This is a genomic window from Dietzia alimentaria 72, from assembly GCF_000226215.1.
In the GTDB taxonomy this organism is placed as follows: domain Bacteria; phylum Actinomycetota; class Actinomycetes; order Mycobacteriales; family Mycobacteriaceae; genus Dietzia; species Dietzia alimentaria.
This window is the reverse complement of sequence record NZ_AGFF01000018.1, coordinates 1-20,284: the sequence shown is the minus strand read 5'-3', so window position 1 is coordinate 20,284 and position 20,284 is coordinate 1. Positions and strand designations below refer to the sequence as shown.

Here is a 20,284-nt window from a genome sequence, read left to right as displayed (position 1 = left end):
GCATCTGGCGGGGCTTGTGCTGTCGGAATGCCCGCCCGGGGTCGGGGGCCAGCGCATCTGGCGGGGCTTGTGTCATGTCGATGGACATCGGTGACAGTTCTGCCTACGGACATCGGTGACACTTCTGACTTTCTTGGTGGTGACACTTGTGCCGCTGAGATGGAGGGGTGAGCAGAAACGATCCCATTGATCCTCGTGTCCGGTTGGCTATCGCGCAGTGGCCGGAAGATGCGCCTCGCGGGGCGGTGACCTCGTTCTGCGCCGAGCACGCGATTTCCCGGAAATCCTTCTACGAACTGCGGGCCCGTGCGCGGAAGGAGGGGCCGGCTGCGGTGCTCGAGCCCAGATCCCGCCGGCCGCATTCGTCGCCGACCCGGATCAGCGAACAAGTCAAAGACGAGGCGGTCGCGGTCCGTCGGGCGTTGGAAACCTCCGGGCTGGATTTCGGGCCGATCAGCGTGCACGAGCGGATGAAGACCATGGGCATCTACGCACCCTCGGAAGCAGCTCTGTCCGGCATCTTCCGTGAACGGGGGGTGGCTCGGGCCGACCCGCGCAAGCGACCACGTGCGGCGTGGCGACGGTTCGTCTACCCGGCCCCCAATGCGTGTTGGCAGCTCGATGCCACCGAGTACGTGCTGACCCGGGGACGCAAGTGCGTCATCTTCCAGCTCCAGGACGATCACTCGCGGTTGGCGGTGGCCTCGCTGGTCGCCGCCAGTGAAAATAGCCGCGCCGCGGTCTCAGTGTTCGACAAGGGGGTAGCCACATGCGGAGTGCCGCAGCGGCTGCTCAGCGACAACGGGGTGGCGCTGAACCCCTCACGCCGAGGCCGGCAGGGAATGTTGGTCGCGCACGTCCAAGCCCTAGGGGTCAGGGCGATGACCGGAAAACCTGGCAAACCCACCACCCAGGGCAAGAACGAGCGATTCCACCAGACGCTATTTCGATGGCTCGACGCCAGACCAATCGCGGAGTCGATAGAGGCCCTGCAACTGTTGGTCGACGAATTCGACCTGATCTACAACACTCAGCGCCCACACCAGGCACTGGCGGGACGCATCACCCCGCAGCAGGCCTGGAATGCCACCCCGGTCGCCGAACCACCCCGCCCCAAGCCGATCCCTGAGGCCATCGCCCTGCCCCGTACCGACCCAGAAGCAATGCGAAAGCTTGCAGCCTCAACTCGCAAAGACACCCAGGTACGCACCCTGCCCAAAGGCCAAGACCTGTGCGCAGTGGGAACGACCGGCACCCTGCGATTTCGCGGCGTCATCTACTACACCGCACACCGATTCGCCGGTCAGAAAGTACTCGCAGGTTGGGACGAACACGGCATCGCCTTCGCCGACCTCGACGGCGAACTCATCTGCCAATACGCGTGGCCACCGAAGGGAACCCACTACGTCGGCAAAGACGCGCCACCACCCCACCGGCCCACTGAGGGCCCGCCAGTGTCACCGAAGTCCTAAGGCATCAACTGTCACCGATGTCCTCACGCAGAACTGTCACCGATGTCCTTAGACATCACACATCTGGCGGGGCTTGTGCTGTCGGAATGCCCACCGCGGGGTCGGGGGCCGCGTGTCGGCGGCGGGTGCCGGGCGGACCAGCAGCACACCGGCCGGCCCCGGGCGGACCAGCAGCACACCGGCCGGCCCCGGACGGACGAGCAGCACACCGGCGGGTTCCGGCTCGGTCGGCGGCCCGAGCAGCGGCAGACCGACCGGTGGAAGGTCGACCGCTGAGCCCCTAACGTGTGGGTCCCAGTTGATCGAGAGGTGCGATATGACCAACGCCCGACCGTCAGACCCGGATCCGAGCCAGAGCCCGGATGTCGACAGCACCGGCTCCGCCCCGGCAGGCGTGACCCCCGATTCGGACTCGACGTCCATGCAGTCCGACAGCGCCAGCCGCACACAGGCGCCGACCGAACGCCAGAGCCCGCCACCGACGAACTCCCGGAAGGGTGCCTACGTGTGGATCGGCGTCATCGGCGTCGTCGTCCTCCTTCTTGTGATCGGCCTGGCCGGTTACGCGTTCGAAATTTTCTAGAACCATGCCCTCCGCGTTCGACACTGTGATCGTGGGAGCCGGCAATGCCGGGATCTCCCTGGCCGCTCGTCTCAGGCGTGACGGCGTGCGCAGTATTGCGATGATCGACCCGAGTCCGGTGCATCGGTATCGACCGATGCTCAACTACGCCGCTGCGGGGCAAGCGCGCATGTCCCGCTACGAGCGCGCCATGGAGACCGTGGTCCCGGACGGGGTCGACCTCATCCGGGACGCGGCCACCCGCGTCGATCCCGATGCCCGGACCGTCTCTCTCGACAGCGGTGCCTCGGTCAGCTATCGGGACCTGGTGCTGTGCCCCGGACTCACCCCGCACTGGGAGCAGATCCCGGGGCTACATGCCGGCTACGTCAACGGCTGGGCGGTGTCCGCACACGTGCCGGAGTACGCCGGTCGCGCGTGCGCCGCTCTCGTCCGCGAACGCGAGGGGGCCGTGGTGTTCTCGGTGCCGCCGGAGCCCGCCTCCTGCGGTGGGACCGTCCTCAAGGCGATGTTCATGGCGTGCGACCGGTGGCGGCGGGAAAATGTGCTCGACCAGATCGATGTGCACCTGGTGACCCCGTTCCGTGGCCTGCTGGGTCTGGAGCCCGCGGATTCCCGACTCCGGCCGTTCATCGACGAATACGGCATCACCATCCACGACCAGACCAGAATCAACGCTGTAGACCACCGCACGCGCAGCGTCTCTCTCGACGGGCCGACACCCACGACCATCGAGCAGGTCAACCTTGCCTACGTCACCCCGCACAGTCGCGCCCCGCGATTTGTCGCCGACTCCGGGTTGGCAGTCGACTCCGGGTTGGCAGTCGACCCCGGGTTGGCAGTCGACTCCGGCCTACGGGACGACTCGAACGCGGGCCTCGTCGCGGTGGACCCGCACACCCTGCGACACCTACGGGCCGACTCGGTGTGGGGCCTGGGCGACGCGGCGACGGTGGGGACCCGCCCCTCCGGTGGTGCGCTGCGCGACCAGGTCGGAGTGGTGGCCGACAATCTGCCGGCGGCCCGAGTGGGCGGGAGCATGTCCCGATACGACGGCTACACGGTCATCCCTGTGACGGTGAGCCGCGACCGACTGCTGCTGGCCGAGTTCGACGGGGACGGCCGGCCCGCGCCCTCGGTGTCGGCGATTGATCTCACGACGCCCAGGCGCGCGACCTACCTCTTTGACCGATTCGGTCTGCCGCTGATCTACTTCCGGAGGATCCTGCGCGGCCGGGTGTGATCCCCGGCCCGCGCACGCAGGGTCAGTGCGTGGCCAGCGCGATACCGTCCCTCTGCGCCTTCGGTAGCTCGTCGCCGCGCTGCAGGTCGACGCGCACGTGATGCAGCACTGCCCCGCGCACCGGGAACGCACCTTCATAAGCGGTGCTTACGGCACTGCCCCGACTGCGGCCGATGTCGAGCGTCTCGTTCATGCTGAACATCGCGGGCGCGGTCACGGCGATACGCCCGGAACCCACCTGCGTGCCGTCGACAAACAGTCTCAGGTCGGCGCCGGCGGCGATCCCACCGTCGTACCCGAATTCCAACTCCACCGTGTGAGTGCCGACCTGCAGCTGGTCGACGCCCACCGCCCGGCCGTGAGCGCGTCCGAAGAAGTTGTACTCGAACACCGGCACACCGTCGAGCAGATAGAGCGCCAGTCCTCCGAAGCGGCCACCCAGGCTCATCAGCACACCCTCGCACGGACCGGGGCCGGTCACATCGAGCGATGCGGACAGCAGGAACCCGCGGTTGAACAGCTTCGGGCCGGCCTTCTCGTTGAGACCGTCCATGTGCGGGTACAGCGTGATCGAGGACCTGCCCGACATCGGGTGTGGCGGGCGGTTCTCGCGCCCTGACTGTCGCCCGACCGTGGAGTCGTCGAGCGGGAGTACGTCGTACCGGGCGGCCTCGGCGACGAATTTGAGCTTGAGTCGTTCGAGGATCTCGGGATGCTCTGCCGCCAGGTCACGCGATTGGGACCAGTCGGACGACGTGTCGTACAGCTCCCACGTGCTCTCGGACAGGGGCGTCAGGTCCACTCCCCCGGTGGCCATGAGCCAGGGGGCGCGCTGAACGGTGACGGCGGTCCAGCCGTGGTCGTAGATCCCGCGGTTGCCGAAGATCTCGAAGTACTGCGTGGTGTGCCGGTCGGGGGCGTCGGGCTCGGTGAAGGTGTACGTCATCCCCACGCCCTCGAGTGGTTTCTGTGCCACTCCGTCCACCGTGTGCGGCATGGGTATTCCGGCCGCCTCGAGGATGGTGGGCGTGATGTCCACGCAGTGGTGCCATTGCTGGCGGAGCCGCCCGGGCTCGGCGATCCGACCGGGCCAGTGCGCGACCAGACCATTGCGGGTGCCGCCGTAGTGTGACGCGACCTGCTTGGCCCACTGGTACGGGGTGTTGAGCGCCAGCGCCCAGGAAGACGGGAAGTGCGGGTACGAGCCCGGCCCGCCGAGTGAATCCCAGTTCTCCAGGATCTCGGCCGTGGTGGCCGGAATGCCGTTCAGTCCTGCCAGGTAGTTGAACGCGCCCAGTCGGCCGCCCTCGGTGGACGCACCGTTGTCGCCGACCATGTAGAGGACCAGCGTGTTCTGCAGCGCGCCTGTCGCCTGCAGGTGGTCGATCATGCGGCCCACCTGGTCGTCGGTGTGCTCGAGGAACCCGGCGTACAGCTCCATGAGGCGAGCAGCAGCGCGGCGCTCGTCGTCGTCGTCGAGCTCGTCCCAGTGCGGCAGGCCCGGAGCCCACGGTCCCAGCTCCGTGTCCTCGGGTACCACGCCGAGTTCCTTCTGGCGCGTCAACGTGCGCGTGCGCAGCTCATCCCAGCCGTCGTCGAACTCGCCGGAGTACCGGTCGCGGTAGGCCTCCGGGACGTGCAGCGGCGCGTGGACGGCCCCGAAGGGAAGGTAGCAGAACCACGGCTGGTCGGGCGCCACGGAGCCGAGCTCGTCGGTCCACTGGATGGCGCGGTCCACAAGATCCTCGGTGAGGTGATAGCCCTGCTCGGGCGTGCGCGGTGGGTCGACCTGACGGCGGCCGTCGTAGAGGACGGGGACGAAGTGGTCTGCCTCGGCGCCCAGGAATCCATAGAAGGTGTCGAACCCTTCCTCGGTGGGCCAGCGGTCGAACGGACCGGCGGCGGTGGTCTCCCACGGCGGCGTCTGGTGCATTTTGCCGAACGCGCCGGTGGCGTAGCCGTTGCCGCGGAGCACGCGCGCGACGGTCGCTGCCGAGTCGGGGCGCACGCCGGTATAGCCGGGGGCGCGGGTGGCCATCTCGGAGATCACGCCCATGCCGACGCTGTGGTGGTTTCGGCCGGTGAGGGTGGCCGCGCGGGTCGGCGAGCAGAGCGCGGTGGTGTGGAACCGCGTGTAGCCGGCTCCGTCGCGGGCCAGTCGCTCGATGGTGGGCGTGCGACACGGGCCACCGAAGGCCGAGGAGGTTCCAAAGCCCACGTCGTCGAGCATCACCAGCAGGATGTTGGGCGCGCCCTCGGGCGCGCGGACCTGCTCTGCGCCGGGGAACGCGTCCTGTTGGTGACGGCGATCCATCTCGGCGGGGGTCCGCCCGGCCAGTCGTCGCGCGGGCAGGACATGACGATCGAAGTGGGCTCCGGAATTGTGGTGAGCGGACCCGGGTTCGTTCTGGTGGTCGCCGTTCGTGACCTGCATAGTGGAGTCCTCTTTTAAGGGGTGGCGGGGCGCGGAGTCGGATTCGCGAAGGGGTGTGACCTCCAACTGTAGACATCCGTCTACAGTTGCGTCCATGGTTATGGATAAGTCGGAGAAGCCGACCGGCCGGGAGGCCGTGCGTCGCGCTGTCCTGGGCACCGCCCGCCGGATCTTCGCCGCCCGTGGCCCCCGCGCGCCGCTGCGCGAGGTGGCCGAGGCCGCCGGGGTCAATCTGGGACTGATCCACCGCCACGTGGGCAACAAGGACGACCTGCTCGCCGCGGTCCTCGAGTCGGGCCTGCGCCTCGGCACCACCCGGATCGACGCCCACCACGACGCCGGCGCGGCCGTGAAGTCCATGCTCCTCGGCGCCACCGCCAACCCCGAGCTCAGTCGGCTACTGGTGTGGCTCTCGCTCGACCCGGGATCGGTCGGCCGCCCGCTCCTGGACGCCACCGACCGCCCCGTCAGCGCTGTCGCCGGCATGACCGACCCCCCGCCGGCCAGCGATCTGCACCTCGCGCTCGCCCTGACCACCATCTACGCGTGGCCGGTCCTGCGCGAGCGGATCATGGATGTCATGGAGTTCACGCCGGCCGCCCGCGCGGACGCGGACGCGCGCATGGCTGACCTCCTCGCGGACATCGTGACAGGATCCGGGGCCACCGTCGATCGCGGGACCGTTGCCGCAGAAGGGAAAAAGATATGACGACGACGAGGAGCTGCTGCGCACCGTCCGGCCCGCCTGTGCCCGGTGGTGCGTCGAGCACGGGATCCGGCCCCGCTGCGGGCGTCGTCCCCGGCGCGGGAGCCCACCGCCGGCGACGGCAGTCGCTGATCGCCGGCGGCAGCTTCGTGATGGGCGACCACTTTGACGAGGGCTACCCGGACGACGGCGAACGTCCACTGCACGAGGTGCGGCTCAGCCCTTTTCGGATGGATGAGACCGCGGTGACCAACGCGCAGTTCGCCACGTTCTGCAAGGACACGGGCTACGTGACCGAGGCCGAGCAGCTGGGCGTGTCCGCTGTATTCCACCTCGCGGTGCAGGCCTCCCGCGCGGACGTGCTCCATCAGCTTGACACCACCCCGTGGTGGGTAGCGGTGAGGGGCGCGGACTGGCGCCATCCCGGCGGTCCGGCGTCGTCGATCACGGATCTACAGAACCACCCGGTGGTGCATGTGTCCTGGAACGATGCCGTGGCCTACTGCGCGTGGGCGGGAACTCGTCTGCCCACGGAGGCGGAATGGGAGTACGCGGCCCGTGGCGGCCTCGCCGGCGCCCGCTTTCCGTGGGGCGACGAACTCACGCCACGCGGCCGCTGGAACCTCAACGTCTGGCAGGGCGACTTCCCGACCCACAACACGCTCGAGGACGGCCACCTGACCACCGCCCCGGCCCGGGCCTTCCGCCCCAACGGGTACGGGCTCCACCAGATGGTGGGCAACGTGTGGGAGTGGTGCTCCGACACCTTTGACCCCGGCTGGTACGCGGTCTCGGGAGTCGATGACCCGAGCGGCCCCGCCCCCGGCGAGGGACCTGAGGGCGGGGCCTGGCGCGTCATGCGTGGCGGGTCGTACCTAGGCCACGATTCCTACTGCTATCGGTACCGGGTGGCCGCGCGTTCGGCCAATACGGCCGACTCAGCGACCGGCAACATTGGTTTTCGCTGCGTTCAGGCGGTGTGAGTCCGCCACGTCCGCCACGTTTGCTGCGAACGAATTCTGCTCGCCAGCCGAGACCTCAGCCAGAAGCGAGGCCTCGATCATGTCGTACAGGTGGGCCACAACGTCCTCGAAGCGGGCGTTGACCACGGTGTTGCTGGCGTCTCGCCGGTCCTCGTACACGGCCAGCGCGCCGGTGAACATCTGCGTGGCAAGGTCGATCCGTTCGAACGCCACCCGGCGGGGCAGGTGGGACATCGAGTCGATCAGCCGCACCACCACGTCGTCGGAGGCGGTGCGTAGATTCACCTCGGGGACGCCGGGCGCCATGACCGGGCCGACCCTCTGGAGAAACCGGGCGTAGTGCTTGGCGTCGGGGTTATCCCGCAGCAGGTCCACGATCGGTCCGAAGACCACCCCGATCAGGGCACTCACGTCCGTACCCAGGTCCATCTCGTCGATCACGGCCAGCCGGCGCTGTCGTTCCGCGTCCAGCGCAATGAGTCGACGGCGGAGGATCTGCATGATCAGGCCGTCGCGACTGCCGAAGTGGTACTGGACCGCCGAGTTGTTACGCTGCCCGGCCACGGTGGCCACATCGCGCATTGAGACGTTGTCGAGTCCACGCTCGGCGATGAGCTTCTCGGCGACGTCGATCATCAGTGTCTTGGCGTCGCGCTGCTCGGATTCACTGGCGTCAGATTTTTGCCGCACCGGGGCTCCACTTCCGACCGGCCGCCTCACCCAGCTGGTTGAAGCTCAGCACGGTGAGGAACAGGACCACGGCCGGAATGGTGACCAGGAACGGGTACCGCTGGAAGTCGGACTCCCCGGCGCTGATCATGTTGCCCCAGGTCGGCTCCGGCCTCGGGATACTCAGGCCCAGGTAGCTCAGGGAAGCCTCCGCCACGATCAGCACGGCGACCAGCATGAAGCTGTAGGAGAACAGTGCCGGGAGGATGTTCGGCGCGACCTCGCGCACCATGATTCGGACCTCGCCCGCACCCAGCGACTTGGCCGCGGTGACGAAGTCGCGTTTGGAGTATGTCAGCGCGTTGGCGCGGACGAGGCGGGCAAAGGCCGGCACCACCATGATCCCCAGCGCGAGTGTCACGTTGGTCAGCGTGGGTCCCAGGACGGAGACGATCGCGATGAGCAGGATGAGCGACGGGAACGCCAGGAGCGTGTCCGTGAAGATCGAGAGAACCCGGTCGGTCCAGCCTCCGCGGTAGCCGGCCACCAGGCCGACTATTCCACCGATGAGGGCGCCGAACAGCACGCCGCCGATGCCCACGACCAGTGAGACGCGGGCGCCGTAAAGCAGTCCGCCGAGAATGTCGAGACCTTGACTGTCGGTGCCGAGCGGGTGCGCGGAGATAAGGTCCGGGTACAGCTTGGACGGCACCCCGAGCGCGTTCTTGCCGTCGCGGGCCTCGGCGATCGGGAGGAAGTCCACGACCGCGGCGCCTACGACGATCACGAGGGCCCAGGCCAGGGCAAGCCAGGTACCGAGTCCGGTGAGCTTGGGCAGACGCCGGCGGGTACGGGTGGGGGCTGCCGGCTCGACCGGGGCCACGGTGTCGGTGATGCGGGGGGAGGAAGACTCAGGCACGGCGGATCCTCGGGTCGATGATGGCGTAGGTGACGTCGACGGCCATGTTGACCAAGACGTAGAAGACGGCGATCACGATCACGCCGCCCAGGACCACCGGGATGTTGTCGTTCTGGACAGCGTCGACGATCATGCTGCCCATCCCGGGAAGGTTGAACAGTCGCTCCACCACGACGGTGCCGCCGATGAGTCGGCCGAGGCTGATGCCGGCGAGAGTGATGATGGAGACGGTGGACGGGCGCAGGGCCTCGGATACCAGGACGTGCCCTGTGGGCATTCCCTTGGCTCGGGCCGACAGCACGAAGTCCTGTTGGAGTGTGGCGATCATGTCGGTGCGCAGCACGCGGGTGAAGATCGCGACCTCCATCAGGGCCAGGGTGAGGGCGGGCAGTGCGATGCTCCGCAGGTTCTCCAGCAGCCCTTCGTCGATCGGGACGTACCCCTGTCTCGGGAACTCGGGCAGGAACAGTGCGATCAGCGCGAGCACGCCACCCACCACGAGTCCGCCGATCAGTGCGCGACTCCACATGCGGCCGGGTTCGTTGCGCGCGCCGCGTTGCCCGAGTGGCGACAGCGCCACCGCGAGGCCGATCAGCACAGCTGCGCCCAGGATGAGCTGCTGCGCGAACGAGCGGTTGAACACCAGCAGGTAGATGAGCAGGAGGCCGGCCACGAAGCTGGGCACGGAAATGAATGCGAAGGCCACCACCGAGGAGACCTGGTCAAACACCCCGCCCCGGCGGTACGCGGACCACACGGCGACCGGCACCGCGATCGCCAGCGACATAATGATCGACAGGAACGCCAGCTGCATGGTGACGGGCAGCGCGTTTCCGATCATCTCGGTGACGGCCTGGTTGGGCGGGATGAGCGAGTTGCCGAGATCGCCGGAGACGATGTCACCGGCCCAGCTCGAGAAGCGGGTGGTCAACGGGTCGTCGAGCCCCAGTTCTTCTCGGGCGAGCTGATATTGCTCCGCGGTGGCGCCCGACCCTACGGCCGAGGCCGCAGCATCTCCATCAACCGCTTCCATCAGGAAGAACGCGCCGATGGCGGCGAGTATGACGACAACGGCCGCGTGCAGAGCGCGTTCGCCGATGAACCTGAGCACGTGAGGGGACCCTTCGATTGAGGCACCGCCTGAGGCGGTTTCTTAATTTGCCTTGACGGGAGTCACACTATGCCGTGATACTCATCACAGCAACACGGATTAAGTGAATGACTTAATTCGGGTTCCACTCACTAGGAGGCAGTCATCGTCGCCGCATCACCCCGCGGGCCGGGGATCTCTTCCGACCCCGAAACCCCACTGCTCGAGGTTCGTGGCCTGCGTACGCATATCGACACCCCGAGCGGCCGGATCACCCCGGTCGACGGCGTGGACATCGTCCTGCGTCGCGGCGAGACCGTCGGCATCGTGGGTGAGTCCGGGTCCGGAAAATCGATGCTCGTCCGCTCGATCATGGGCATCGCGCCGGTCGCGGCGACGGTCGATCCGGCCTCGACCGTGCACTTCGACGGCAACGACGTCCTGGCCATGAGCCCGCGTCAGGCGCAGAAGTTCTGGGGCCGCGAGATCGCGATGGTCTTTCAGGACCCGCTCACCTCGCTCAACCCCATCCGCACCATCGGTCGGCAGATCACCGATCCACTGCGCCACCACCTGGGCCTGAGCCGGCGTGAGGCCACCGATCGCGCGGTGGAGATGCTCGAACGCGTGCGCATCCCCTCCCCCCGGGCGCGCATGAACGAGTACCCGCACCAACTGTCGGGCGGTATGCGCCAGCGCGTCGGGATCGCCATCGCGCTCTCGTGCGAGCCCAAGCTACTCATCGCCGACGAGCCCACCACCGCCCTCGACGTGACGGTGCAGCACGAGATCCTGGACCTACTCCACGGTCTACAGGCCGACAGTGACATGGCGATGATCCTGGTCAGCCACGACCTGGCGGTGGTCTCCCAGCACACCGACCGCATCGGCGTGATGTACGGCGGGCACTTCGTCGAGGTGGGCAACACCCGCACACTCCTGGACGAGCCCGCCCACCCGTACACGGGCGCGCTGCTCTCCTCGATCCCGCGCCCCGACCTGCCGCCCCACACCCGCCTGACCGTGATCGACGGGCGACCCCCGAACCTGCGGGACATGCCGCCGGGCTGCCGTTTCGCGCCGCGCTGCACGCGGGTCCAGGACGACTGCCTGGTCGCAGATCCCGCTCTCGAGGAGCTCAACACCCCGACCCCGCACCGGGTGGCCTGCTTCCATCCGACGATCCCCTCCCCAGCGACCACGAGCAGTGAGGCGTCATGACCGGCTCCACCACGACCATCGACGAGGCCCCCGGGCCCGGAGCAGGACAGTCCGGTGACGCCAAGCTCGTCGTCGACTCCGTGACCGTCGAGTACCACACCCGTAGGGGCACGGTCCACGCCGTATCCGACGTGTCCCTGGATGTTCCCCGCGGCTCGACCCTCGCCCTGGTGGGCGAGTCGGGGTGCGGCAAGTCCAGCCTCGGCCGGGCGATGCTGCAGCTGCCGCGCCCGACCTCCGGCAGTGTCCGCGTGGATTCCACCGACCTGACCACCCTCTCCGGCACCTCGCTCAAGCAGGCCCGGAAGATGATCCAGATGGTCTTCCAGGACCCGGTCTCCTCGCTCAACCCGCGTCGCAAGGTCCGCGAGATCGTGGCGGAGGGACTGGAGATCCAGGGCATCGAGGGCGGCAAGGACGAGATTCGTCGCCGGGTCGACGCCGCGCTCGAGGCCGTGGGGCTCGACCCGGCCCATGCCGGCGACCGGCGCCCGTCGGAATTCTCCGGCGGGCAGTGCCAGCGCATCGCCCTGGCTCGCGCCCTCGTACTGGAGCCGGAGGTGCTGGTCTGCGACGAGCCCGTGTCGGCGCTGGATGTCTCGGTGCAGGCGCAGATCCTCAACCTGCTCGAGGATATGAAGGAGCGCTACCGGCTGACGATGGTGTTCATCTCCCACGACTTGTCCGTGGTGCACAACATCGCAGACCAGGTCGCGGTGATGTACCTGGGCCAGGTGTGCGAGGTGGCCGACACCTCCGCGCTCTACCGGGCGCCCGCGCACCCGTACACGATGCTCCTCATCTCCTCTGCTCCCACGCTCGGCGGCACGCTCGCCGATACCTTCGGTGAGACGCCCATCGAGGCCACCAGTTCCGAACTCCCCTCCCCACTAGATCCGCCTTCGGGCTGCCGGTTTCGCACCCGGTGCCCCCGGGCAACCGAAATATGTTCCACCGAACGACCGCAGTTGCTCGACATCGCACCCGGCCACAAGGTCGCGTGTCACCACCCCCTGATGGAGTCCTGATGAAACGCACCACCACCGCCGCCGCCGTTCTCGCGGCCGCCGCCATCACTCTCACCGCCTGCGGTGGGGGCGGTGGTTCGACGAACGAAGCCACCGGCGATCCCGGGCGCACCCCGGAGGAGTCGGGCCGCTGCACCGAGGACAAGGCCGGCGGCACCATCACGATGGGCGAGTACTCGATGCTGCCCACCTTCGCCCCGGGCCAGGGCCAGTACGGCGTCCGCGGGGCGGCCGAGTCGGCGGCGATCTACGACCGGCTCATGCGCTGGAACAACGAGACCGAGGAGTTCGAGCCCAAGCTCGCCGAGTCGCTCGAGTCCAACGACGACAACTCGGTGTGGACCCTCAAGCTCCGCGACGGTGTGAAGTTCTCCAACGGCGACGCCCTGACCGCTGACGACGTGGCATTCACGATCGACCAGCACAAGGACCCGGCCACGCGGGCGGTCACGCTGACCGACGCCATCCAGGTCGAGGAGACCAAGGTGGTCGATCCCCTGACGGTCGAGTTCACACTGACCGAGCCGTGGACGGGCTTCCCGATCCTGCTCGCCGGCGCCGCGGGAGAGGTCCTCCCGGAGAAGGCGTTCACCGAGGCGGGCCCCGAGAAGTGGGCGCAGAACCCGATCGGTGCCGGGGCGTTCCTCTTGGACTCCAACACCCCCAACCAGGAGGTCGTGCTCAAGCCCAACCCGGACTACTACGGTGGCCCGGTCTGCCCGACGCTGCGCTTCATCCGCATCCCGGGCGGTCAGGGCACGCTTGACGCCTTCCAGAACGGCGAGATCCAGGCCGGGTTCCTGCGTGGCGCGAAGTTCGTCACCGCCGCTCGTGACGCCGACGAGCAGGGCTACTACGAGATCACCAGCTCCGGCTCCGTGGTCAACATGAACTCGGGCGCCGCCGGATACGACGGCGTGCTCACCGACGAGCGGGCCCGGAAGGCAGTGGGCTTCGCCCTGGACCGCGAGCTGATCGACGAGCGCCTCACCGGCGGCACCGGGCAGCCCACGTCGGCGCTGCTCGCCGAGTCCTCACGCTTCTTCGACGGCGAGGAGGGCCCGCAGCTCGACGTTGAGCAGGCCAAGGCGCTGATCGAGGAGGTCAAGGCCGGCAAGCCCGAGTGGGACGGCAAGCTGAACCTGCTGGCGGCCGACGCTCCCGAGAGCGTCGAGACCGGCGTGGTGATGAAGGCTCTGCTGGATGCGGTCGGCTTCGACGTCACGATCGAGAACGCGCCGGTCTCCCAGGTCACCGCGCGTCAGTTCACCGGCGATTATGAGATCGTCACCGGTGGTCTGGCCACCTCGGAGGCCGATCCGTCCTCCGCGTTCGCCAGCAACCTGCTGCCCGAGGGCATGAGCAACATCACCGGTATCAAGGATCCGCGGTTCGTCGAGGCGATCGCCAAGATCAAGGCCGCGCAGTCCATCGACGACCAGAAGGCCGCCTACAAGGAGTTCCAGGAGATCCACAACGACATCCTGCCGTTCACGGTGATCGCGAACGCCGAGGAGTTCGTCGTGATCGACGAGTCGCTCAAGGGCGTCGTCCCGTCGCTCTCGTCGACCATGCTCTTCGACGGCGCCTACCTCGAGAAGTGACCCCGCCGGTCCGCCGGTGACCGCACGGTCCGCAGGGCAGTAGTCACAACCGCACAACCGCACGGCTCGGGCCCCGGGTCCTTTCGCCTCAGGCGAGATCCGGGGCCCATGCCTGTGCCCCATCCCCTTAGATCCCCTTTCGACACCAGGAGTAAACAGATGACCGGAGCACTCCGCTCGACCACCGCGCGGCGCTCGACCCGCGTGCTCACAGTTCTGGCCTCGGCCACCCTCGCCCTGACCGCCTGCGGCGGAGGAGGAGGCGCCGACCGGTCCGCGTCGAGCGCGAGCGCCCCGGATCAGTCGGAGCGCTGCACCGAGGACAAGGCCGGCGGCACCATCACCATGGGCGAGTACGCGATGCTGCCCACCTTCGCTCCCGGTCAGGGACAGTTCGGTGTGCGCGGCGCCGCCGAGTCCGCTGCGGTGTACGACCGGCTTATGCGCTGGAACCCGGAGTCCGAGGAGTTCGAGCCCAAGCTCGCCGAGTCACTCGAGTCCAACGACGACAACACCGTGTGGACCCTCAAGCTCCGCGACGGCGTGACGTTCTCCAACGGAGACGAACTGACCGCTGACGACGTGGCGTTCACGATCGACAAGCACAAGGATCCGGCCACCCGCTCCAACGCGCTGACCGACGCCCTCCAGGTGAAGGAGGCGAAGGTCGTGGATCCGCAGACCGTGGAGTTCACTCTCGAGGAGGCGTGGGCGGGCTTCCCGATCGTGCTGGCCGGGCCCGCCGGTGAGGTGCTCCCGCAGAAGGCCTACGAGGCGGCGTCGCCCGAGGATTGGGCCCGCAATCCGGTCGGTGCCGGCGCGTTCACGCTGGCCTCGTACACCCCGGATCAGGAAGTCGTCCTGGAGCCGAACCCGGATTACTACGGCGGTCCGGTCTGCCCGACGCTCAAGTTCATCCGCATCCCCGGATCCCAGGGCACGTACGAGGCGTTCCAGACAGGCGAGCTGCAGGTCGGCTTCCTGCGCGGCGCGAAGACCGTCACCGATGCACAGGACGCGGGCGAGAAGGGCTTCGAGGTGATCACCAGCTCAGGCTCCGTGGTCAACCTGAACGCCGGCAATGCCGGGTACGACGGCGTCCTCACCGACGAGCGCGCCCGTCAAGCGGTCGGCTTCGCCCTGGACCGCGACCTCATCAACGACCGCCTCACCGGCGGCTTCGGTATGCCCACCTCGGCGATCCTTTCCGAGACCTCCCGCTTCTACGACGGTGAGCAGGGCCCGACGTACGACGTGGACAAGGCCACGGCGCTGGTGGAGGAGGTCAAGGCCGACCGCCCAGACTGGAACGGCCAGCTGACCCTGCTCATCGCGGACAGCCCGGAGAACATGGAGACCGGCGTCGCGATCAAGTCGCTGCTCGACGCGGCCGGATTCGACGTGAAGCTGGAGAACGCGCCCGTCTCCCAGGTGGTGGCGCGCCAGTTCACCGGCGACTTCGAGGCTGTAGTGGGCGGACTGTCCCCGTCGGACGCCGACCCGGCCGCCGCCTTCGCCTCCGGGATGACCCGGGGCGGGGCGACCAACATCTCGGGAATCGACAACCCGGAGCTGACGGCAGCGCTCACCGAACTTAAGGCCGCCAAGGACCTCGATGCGCAGAAGGCGGGTTACAGCAAACTGCAGGAGGTCCACAACAAGGTCATGCCCTTCACGGTGATCGCCGATTCCGAGGAGTACGTGGTGGTGGATGACTCGGTCAAGGGTGTCTCCCCCACGCTGTTCTCGACCATGCTCTTCGACGGAGCGTTCGTCCAGGAGTGACCAGGTCAGGCGCGACCGGCTTCGCCGGGAGTGCCGCCTGAGCAGACGATGCGGCCCCGGATTCCTCACAGGAATCCGGGGCCGGTGTCGTCAGGTCACCATCCCTGGTAGCCCGGCGCGACCCTCGCCCACGGAGCTACTGACTCCAGCTGCCCGGATAATCTCAGCAGCAGGTCCTCGCGCGCGTAGTCGGCGACCAACTGCACGCCCACCGGCATCCCGCGGGAGTCCGACCCGGCGGGCAGGGAGATCGCCGGCTGGCCGGAGATGTTGAACGTGCTGGCGCATACGGAGAACGCTGAGCTCCGCGCCCACATCGACTCGGGGTCGGTCACGTCGAGGAAGCCCAGCTCGGGAGTGGTCGTGGGCAGGGTCGGGAGCAGCAACACGTCCACACCGCCGGGCCCGAACAGCTCGGCCACTTTCCAGCCGGTCCGTTGTGCGGTCTGCAGTGCCCGGGACAGCCCCGGCGCGTTCTGCGTCATGGCGTTGTCGAGGATCGTCCGGGTCCAGGGCTCGATGTCGTCGTCAGCCAGTTCCCTCCCCAACTCCGCGAGTCGCTCGTCGATCGTCAGTCGCAGCTGGGCCCCCATGATCGTTCCCACGGTGGTGAGCACCTCGATGATGTCCACACCCAGCTCGACCTCGCGCACCTCGTGGCCCAGTCCGCTCAGCGTGTCGACGGTGCGGTCGACGGCGGCGGTGCAGTCCGGATCGGTGGGGAACGGCCCTGGCGCGATACGCAGCACGCCCACGCTCAGTCGGCCGGGATCCCGGCCCACCTCGTCGACAAAGGGGCGCACCGGCGTGGGGGCCCCGTAGGCGTCACCGGGCACGTGACCTGCCACGACGTCGAGCAGCGCAGCACTGTCGCGGACGGTGGTGGTCACCGCGTGGTGGTAGCCCAGCGGCGAGGAGAGCCCCACCGGATGCGGCCACGTCGGCACCCGCCCGCGGCTGGGCTTGAGCCCCACCAGCCCGCACATCGCCGCCGGGATGCGGATGGACCCGCCCCCGTCGGTGGCGTGGGCGACAGGCACCATCCCCGAGGCGACCGCCGCCGCCGAGCCCCCGCTGGATCCGCCGGTCGAGTACCCGGTGTTCCAGGGGTTGTGGCAGGCGCCGTGTAGCAGCGACTCGGTGGTGGTGGTCTTGCCCATCTCGGGCACGTTGGTGGTGCCCAGCACGATCATCCCGGCGGCCTTGTAGCGCTGGACGAGGGTGCTGTCCACGGTCGCTACGGTGTCGGCGAACAGCCGCGAGCCGTCGGCAGTGGGCAGGCCGGCCACGTCGGTGCCCAGCGCCTTGATGACGATCGGCACGCCCCGCAGCGGCCCCTCGGGCAGCCCGGCCGCCACCTCGGCACGCGCCTGCTCGAACCGGGTCGCGACCATCGCGTTGAGCTGCGGATCGTGCGCCTCGATACGCTCGATCGCCTGTTCGAGCACCTCGCCCGGGTCGGTGGTGCCCGCGCAGACGTCCGCCGCCAGGGCCACCGCGTCGCGAGGGTGGGGGTGCGCGGGGCGCGCGTCAGTGGGGGTCATGGTGAGGGGCCTTCCTGCGGGCGAGCGGAGCGAGGGGACTTATAGGAACGACGACGACGTCAGCCCCAGCGGGACTGGCCGCCATCGAGCGGGATCGTGGCGCCGGAGAGATAGGAGGCCTCCGCCGAGCAGAGCCAGGCGACGGGTCGGCCGATGTCGGCGAGGGGGTCGCCCACCCGGCCGGCGGGGATGGCGGCGATGAACTCGGCGGCCTCCTCCGGGTTGTTGTCCATCCACCAGTCCAGGCCCGGGCTGTGCGCGTGCGGGGCGATATTGAGGGCGCGGATGCCGTCGCCCGCCCACTCGTAGGCCGCAGCGCGGGTGAGCGCTCGCATGGCCTCCTTCACCGCGGCGTAGACGCCGTAGCCGGCGGCGTCCCAGCGCACGGCGGCCGAGGTGGCCAGGTTGATGACGGTTCCTCCCCCGCGCTTGGCCATCTCGGGGCGGGCGAGCTTCATCAGGGACAGGCTCACCCGGGGGCCGCCCTCGAAGGCCCTGCGGAAGTCGTCGTCGGGGTAGTCGGACAACGGCAGCGGCATGGCCATGTTGGCGTTGTTGACGAGGATGTCCACCCCGCCGAGCCGCTCTACGGCCGTGGAGACGATGAGTTCGGGTGCGCCGTCCTCGATGATGTCAACAGCCAGACACTCCGCGGTGCCACCGGCGGCGCGGATCTCCTCGGCGACGCTCTCGAGTTTCTTCATCCGACGCCCCACCAGCAGGAGAGCGGCGCCCGATTCGGCGAGACCGAGCGAGATGCCGCGGCCGACACCCTGGCCTCCCCCGGTGACGACGGCGACCTTTCCGGCCAGGCGATTGTTTCGGTCCGCCCCGGGCGCCGCGTGGGCCTCGGCCGGGATGGGGTTCAGTGGCGTGCTGTCGGTCATGATTCCTCCGTGGTGGGTCGTGAGTGGTCAGGTTGTGGGGCTGGTCAGGCCGTGATGATGGTGACGATGCCGGCGACCACCACGAGGGCGATCACCGCCGAGCGGAACACGTGCGTGGGCAGGCGCGTGGCTATGGCGATGCCGAGCTGGTTGAACGCCACCCCGGCCACCACGCAGGCGGCGAGCATCGGCAACAGCCCCCGCACGTCGACGTCCGTGCCGGTCCACAGCAGGGACAGCGACACGATGCTGGTGATGATAAAGTAGCCGGCGAGATCGGCGATAAAGCTCAGCGGCGGCAGTTTGGCCCGGCCGAGTAGCAGCACGACCGGCGGCCCGTTGAGCGAGGTGGTGGTGGAGAAGTAGCCGCCGATCGCGCCGGTGACCGCGGTCAGCCACGTAGACGGCGGCCTCGGGGCCCGCGCGGCGGGCAGTGCCATCGCGAGACCGCACAGCACGGTGATGACGCCCGCCGCGGGTTTGAGGTGTTGCTCGGGCAACATGCTCACGGTCGCAACGCCCAACCAGGCGCCGGGCAGACTTGCCCCGCCCAGGATCGCGACGCGGCGCCATTCGATGTGCTGGCGCAGTTGGTAGGTCACACCCACCCTCGTCACCAGCGCCACCACGAGGTTCACCACCACGGTCTCTGTCAGCCCGATTCCCGCCATCAGCATGAACGGGGTGGCCATCAGCGACGTGCCGAACCCCGTCGCGCCACCGATGACCGAGGCCACGGCCACGCACAGGGCCGCCACCACGATCAGTTCCATGCCGTGCCACCTGCTCCGCCCGCGTGTTAGTCCGAGCCGCTACTTGTCGGCGGCGGGGGCGAGATGGTTGTCGTTGAGCTGGAAGCTGGGTACGTCCTTGAGGTTGATCATGGCCTCGTAGGTGCGCTTGTATCCGGTGCGCGTGATCACCCAGTGGCCATCGATGTAGGCGTAGGTGTCCTCGTAGAAGGCGCTGCCAAAAATGAAGGTGTCGAACGCGGGCACGATCACGCGGTCCTGCAGGTACCAACGGCCGGTCGCCGTGTCGCCATCCACCTCGATCTCGGGGTGGTGGGCCATATGTTCGGTGATCACGTCGTTGGTCATCTGGCTCTTGAGCCCTTCGACCACCTGGTCGCGGCCGGTGTACGACAGGCGCTTGCCGTACGTGGCGGTGACCTCGGGGCCGAGGGTCTGGGCGAGCTCGTCCCACAGGCGCAGGTCCACGCAGCGCAGGTAGCGGTACTTGAGTGATTTGATCGCGTCGATGTCGTCGCGGCGGTCACGGGAGGTCATCTGAAAGGCCTTTCGCACGAGGAACTGAGACGTGTTCTACATCTCCTGATGAGACTGTAGTCACGTGTGTACAGTTTGGGAATGGAACGCGAGAGTCGGACTTCCGAGCAGGCGACCGCAGCCCGTCCCACCGGCCGCGACGAGGTCCGCTCGGCCGTCCTACGCGAGGCCCGGCGACTGTTTTCCGAACGCGGCCCGCGGGTTCCCCTCCGCGAGATCGCCGACGCCGCCGGCGTGAACCCCGGCCTCATCCACCGACACATCGGTCGCAAGGACGCCCTGCTCACCGCCGTTATGCAGGACGCGGTCCGCTTCGGCGCCGCCCGACTCGAGCACGCTGACGATGCGGGCGCCGCGGTGCGCGGTATGCTCCTCGGCGCCTCTTCCCACCCCGAGATCAGCCGACTTCTCGCGTGGTTGGCGGTTGATCCAGAGTCCGCGTTCCCACCCATGGTCGATCCGTCCCAGCGCCCCGCCGCTGCACTCCGGCGCATGGAATCACCGCCTCCCGCGGGCGATGTGGAACTCCTGCTGGCGTTCACGGCCGTCTACGCGTGGCCGGTGCTGCGCGAGACACTGCTCGATGCCCTCGACATCCCCGCCGGCAGTCGCGACGACATCGACGAGCAGCTCGCCGACCTCCTGGGCCGCGTAGTCACCGGCGCGAGCGCTCGCTCGAACTCTGATCCCACCGGCCCGGCCTAAACGCGCCCGCCGTCCTCTGCCGCCCCGCCGACCCGTCCCCCGCCGACCCGTCCCCCCGCCGGCCCGTCGCCCCGCCGCGCCCGCCGCGCCCGCCGCGCCCGCCGCGCCCGCCGCGCCCGCCG

19 protein-coding genes are annotated in these 20,284 nt (G+C 68.5%); 11 read left to right on the top strand and 8 right to left on the bottom strand.

What is annotated here, in order from left to right:
- Positions 1 to 167 precede the first annotated feature (167 nt).
- The 4 genes from ON04_RS07790 to ON04_RS07775 are packed head-to-tail and all read left to right on the top strand — an operon-like array spanning position 168 to position 3,298.
- The gene (locus ON04_RS07790; RefSeq protein ID WP_029458029.1) at positions 168 to 1,472 is read left to right on the top strand and encodes an IS481 family transposase; all 1,305 of its coding nucleotides are present in this window, start codon (positions 168 to 170) and stop codon (positions 1,470 to 1,472) included.
- 42 nt (positions 1,473 to 1,514) lie between these two features.
- Positions 1,515 to 1,748, top strand: coding sequence for a hypothetical protein (locus ON04_RS17050; RefSeq protein ID WP_141564693.1), 234 nt, complete (start codon positions 1,515 to 1,517; stop codon positions 1,746 to 1,748).
- Between the two features lie 40 nt (positions 1,749 to 1,788).
- Positions 1,789 to 2,055 (top strand): hypothetical protein, encoded by a 267-nt coding sequence (locus ON04_RS07780; protein WP_010541040.1) that lies wholly within the window; start codon positions 1,789 to 1,791, stop codon positions 2,053 to 2,055.
- A gap of 4 nt (positions 2,056 to 2,059) precedes the next feature.
- The gene (locus ON04_RS07775) at positions 2,060 to 3,298 is read left to right on the top strand and encodes an FAD-dependent oxidoreductase (RefSeq protein ID WP_010541039.1); all 1,239 of its coding nucleotides are present in this window, start codon (positions 2,060 to 2,062) and stop codon (positions 3,296 to 3,298) included.
- A 22-nt stretch (positions 3,299 to 3,320) separates the two neighbouring features.
- On the opposite strand, the gene ON04_RS07770 is transcribed toward ON04_RS07775, so the two are convergent.
- Entirely contained in the window at positions 3,321 to 5,732 is a 2,412-nt protein-coding gene (locus ON04_RS07770; protein WP_010541038.1) for an arylsulfatase, read from the bottom strand.
- Positions 5,733 to 5,826: 94 nt separating this feature from the next.
- Here ON04_RS07770 and ON04_RS07765 point away from each other — a divergent pair, with 94 nt between their 5' ends.
- Both ON04_RS07765 and ON04_RS07760 read left to right on the top strand, forming a co-directional pair.
- Entirely contained in the window at positions 5,827 to 6,441 is a 615-nt protein-coding gene (locus tag ON04_RS07765) for a TetR/AcrR family transcriptional regulator (protein ID WP_141564692.1), read from the top strand.
- On the top strand, positions 6,438 to 7,421 hold the full coding sequence (locus ON04_RS07760) for a formylglycine-generating enzyme family protein (RefSeq protein WP_081477153.1): 984 nt from the start codon (positions 6,438 to 6,440) through the stop codon (positions 7,419 to 7,421). Before ON04_RS07765 ends, ON04_RS07760 begins: the two co-directional genes overlap by 4 nt.
- On the opposite strand, the gene ON04_RS07755 is transcribed toward ON04_RS07760, so the two are convergent.
- Genes ON04_RS07755 through ON04_RS07745 form a run of 3 tightly spaced genes read right to left on the bottom strand, consistent with a single transcriptional unit; the run spans position 7,377 to position 10,120 of the window.
- The gene (locus ON04_RS07755; protein WP_010541035.1) at positions 7,377 to 8,111 is read right to left on the bottom strand and encodes a TetR/AcrR family transcriptional regulator; all 735 of its coding nucleotides are present in this window, start codon (positions 8,109 to 8,111) and stop codon (positions 7,377 to 7,379) included. The genes ON04_RS07760 and ON04_RS07755 overlap by 45 nt on opposite strands.
- Positions 8,095 to 9,009, bottom strand: coding sequence for an ABC transporter permease (locus ON04_RS07750; RefSeq protein ID WP_010541034.1), 915 nt, complete (start codon positions 9,007 to 9,009; stop codon positions 8,095 to 8,097). The genes ON04_RS07755 and ON04_RS07750 overlap by 17 nt, the downstream gene beginning before the upstream one ends.
- Entirely contained in the window at positions 9,002 to 10,120 is a 1,119-nt protein-coding gene (locus ON04_RS07745; protein ID WP_010541033.1) for an ABC transporter permease, read from the bottom strand. The genes ON04_RS07750 and ON04_RS07745 overlap by 8 nt, the downstream gene beginning before the upstream one ends.
- A 267-nt stretch (positions 10,121 to 10,387) precedes the next feature.
- Here ON04_RS07745 and ON04_RS07740 point away from each other — a divergent pair, with 267 nt between their 5' ends.
- The 4 genes from ON04_RS07740 (at position 10,388) to ON04_RS07725 (ending at position 15,737) form a co-directional block, all read left to right on the top strand.
- Positions 10,388 to 11,320: an ABC transporter ATP-binding protein gene (locus ON04_RS07740; RefSeq protein ID WP_010541032.1), complete on the top strand. Its 933-nt coding sequence runs from the start codon at positions 10,388 to 10,390 to the stop codon at positions 11,318 to 11,320.
- Positions 11,317 to 12,348 (top strand): ABC transporter ATP-binding protein, encoded by a 1,032-nt coding sequence (locus ON04_RS07735; protein ID WP_010541031.1) that lies wholly within the window; start codon positions 11,317 to 11,319, stop codon positions 12,346 to 12,348. The genes ON04_RS07740 and ON04_RS07735 overlap by 4 nt, the downstream gene beginning before the upstream one ends.
- Positions 12,348 to 13,952 carry an ABC transporter substrate-binding protein gene (locus tag ON04_RS07730; RefSeq protein WP_010541030.1) on the top strand — a complete coding sequence of 535 codons (1,605 nt, stop codon included), beginning with the start codon at positions 12,348 to 12,350 and terminating at the stop codon, positions 13,950 to 13,952. The genes ON04_RS07735 and ON04_RS07730 overlap by 1 nt, the downstream gene beginning before the upstream one ends.
- Positions 13,953 to 14,111: 159 nt before the next feature.
- Positions 14,112 to 15,737: an ABC transporter substrate-binding protein gene (locus tag ON04_RS07725; protein ID WP_010541029.1), complete on the top strand. Its 1,626-nt coding sequence runs from the start codon at positions 14,112 to 14,114 to the stop codon at positions 15,735 to 15,737.
- Positions 15,738 to 15,832: 95 nt separating this feature from the next.
- Here ON04_RS07725 and ON04_RS07720 read toward each other — a convergent pair whose 3' ends face one another.
- From ON04_RS07720 to ON04_RS07705, 4 genes are read right to left on the bottom strand one after another with little or no spacing between them, the layout of a single operon-like run.
- On the bottom strand, positions 15,833 to 17,281 hold the full coding sequence (locus ON04_RS07720; protein WP_010541028.1) for an amidase: 1,449 nt from the start codon (positions 17,279 to 17,281) through the stop codon (positions 15,833 to 15,835).
- Between the two features lie 59 nt (positions 17,282 to 17,340).
- Positions 17,341 to 18,168, bottom strand: a complete 828-nt coding sequence (locus tag ON04_RS07715) for an SDR family NAD(P)-dependent oxidoreductase (RefSeq protein WP_010541027.1) — start codon at positions 18,166 to 18,168, stop codon at positions 17,341 to 17,343.
- Between the two features lie 44 nt (positions 18,169 to 18,212).
- Positions 18,213 to 18,941: a sulfite exporter TauE/SafE family protein gene (locus ON04_RS07710; RefSeq protein WP_010541026.1), complete on the bottom strand. Its 729-nt coding sequence runs from the start codon at positions 18,939 to 18,941 to the stop codon at positions 18,213 to 18,215.
- A gap of 39 nt (positions 18,942 to 18,980) precedes the next feature.
- A complete protein-coding gene (locus ON04_RS07705) occupies positions 18,981 to 19,457 on the bottom strand; it encodes a nuclear transport factor 2 family protein (protein ID WP_010541025.1) in 477 nt (158 codons plus the stop codon).
- An 81-nt stretch (positions 19,458 to 19,538) separates the two neighbouring features.
- Between ON04_RS07705 and ON04_RS07700 the strand changes: the two genes are divergently transcribed.
- The gene (locus tag ON04_RS07700; protein ID WP_010541024.1) at positions 19,539 to 20,162 is read left to right on the top strand and encodes a TetR/AcrR family transcriptional regulator; all 624 of its coding nucleotides are present in this window, start codon (positions 19,539 to 19,541) and stop codon (positions 20,160 to 20,162) included.
- Positions 20,163 to 20,284 lie beyond the last annotated feature (122 nt).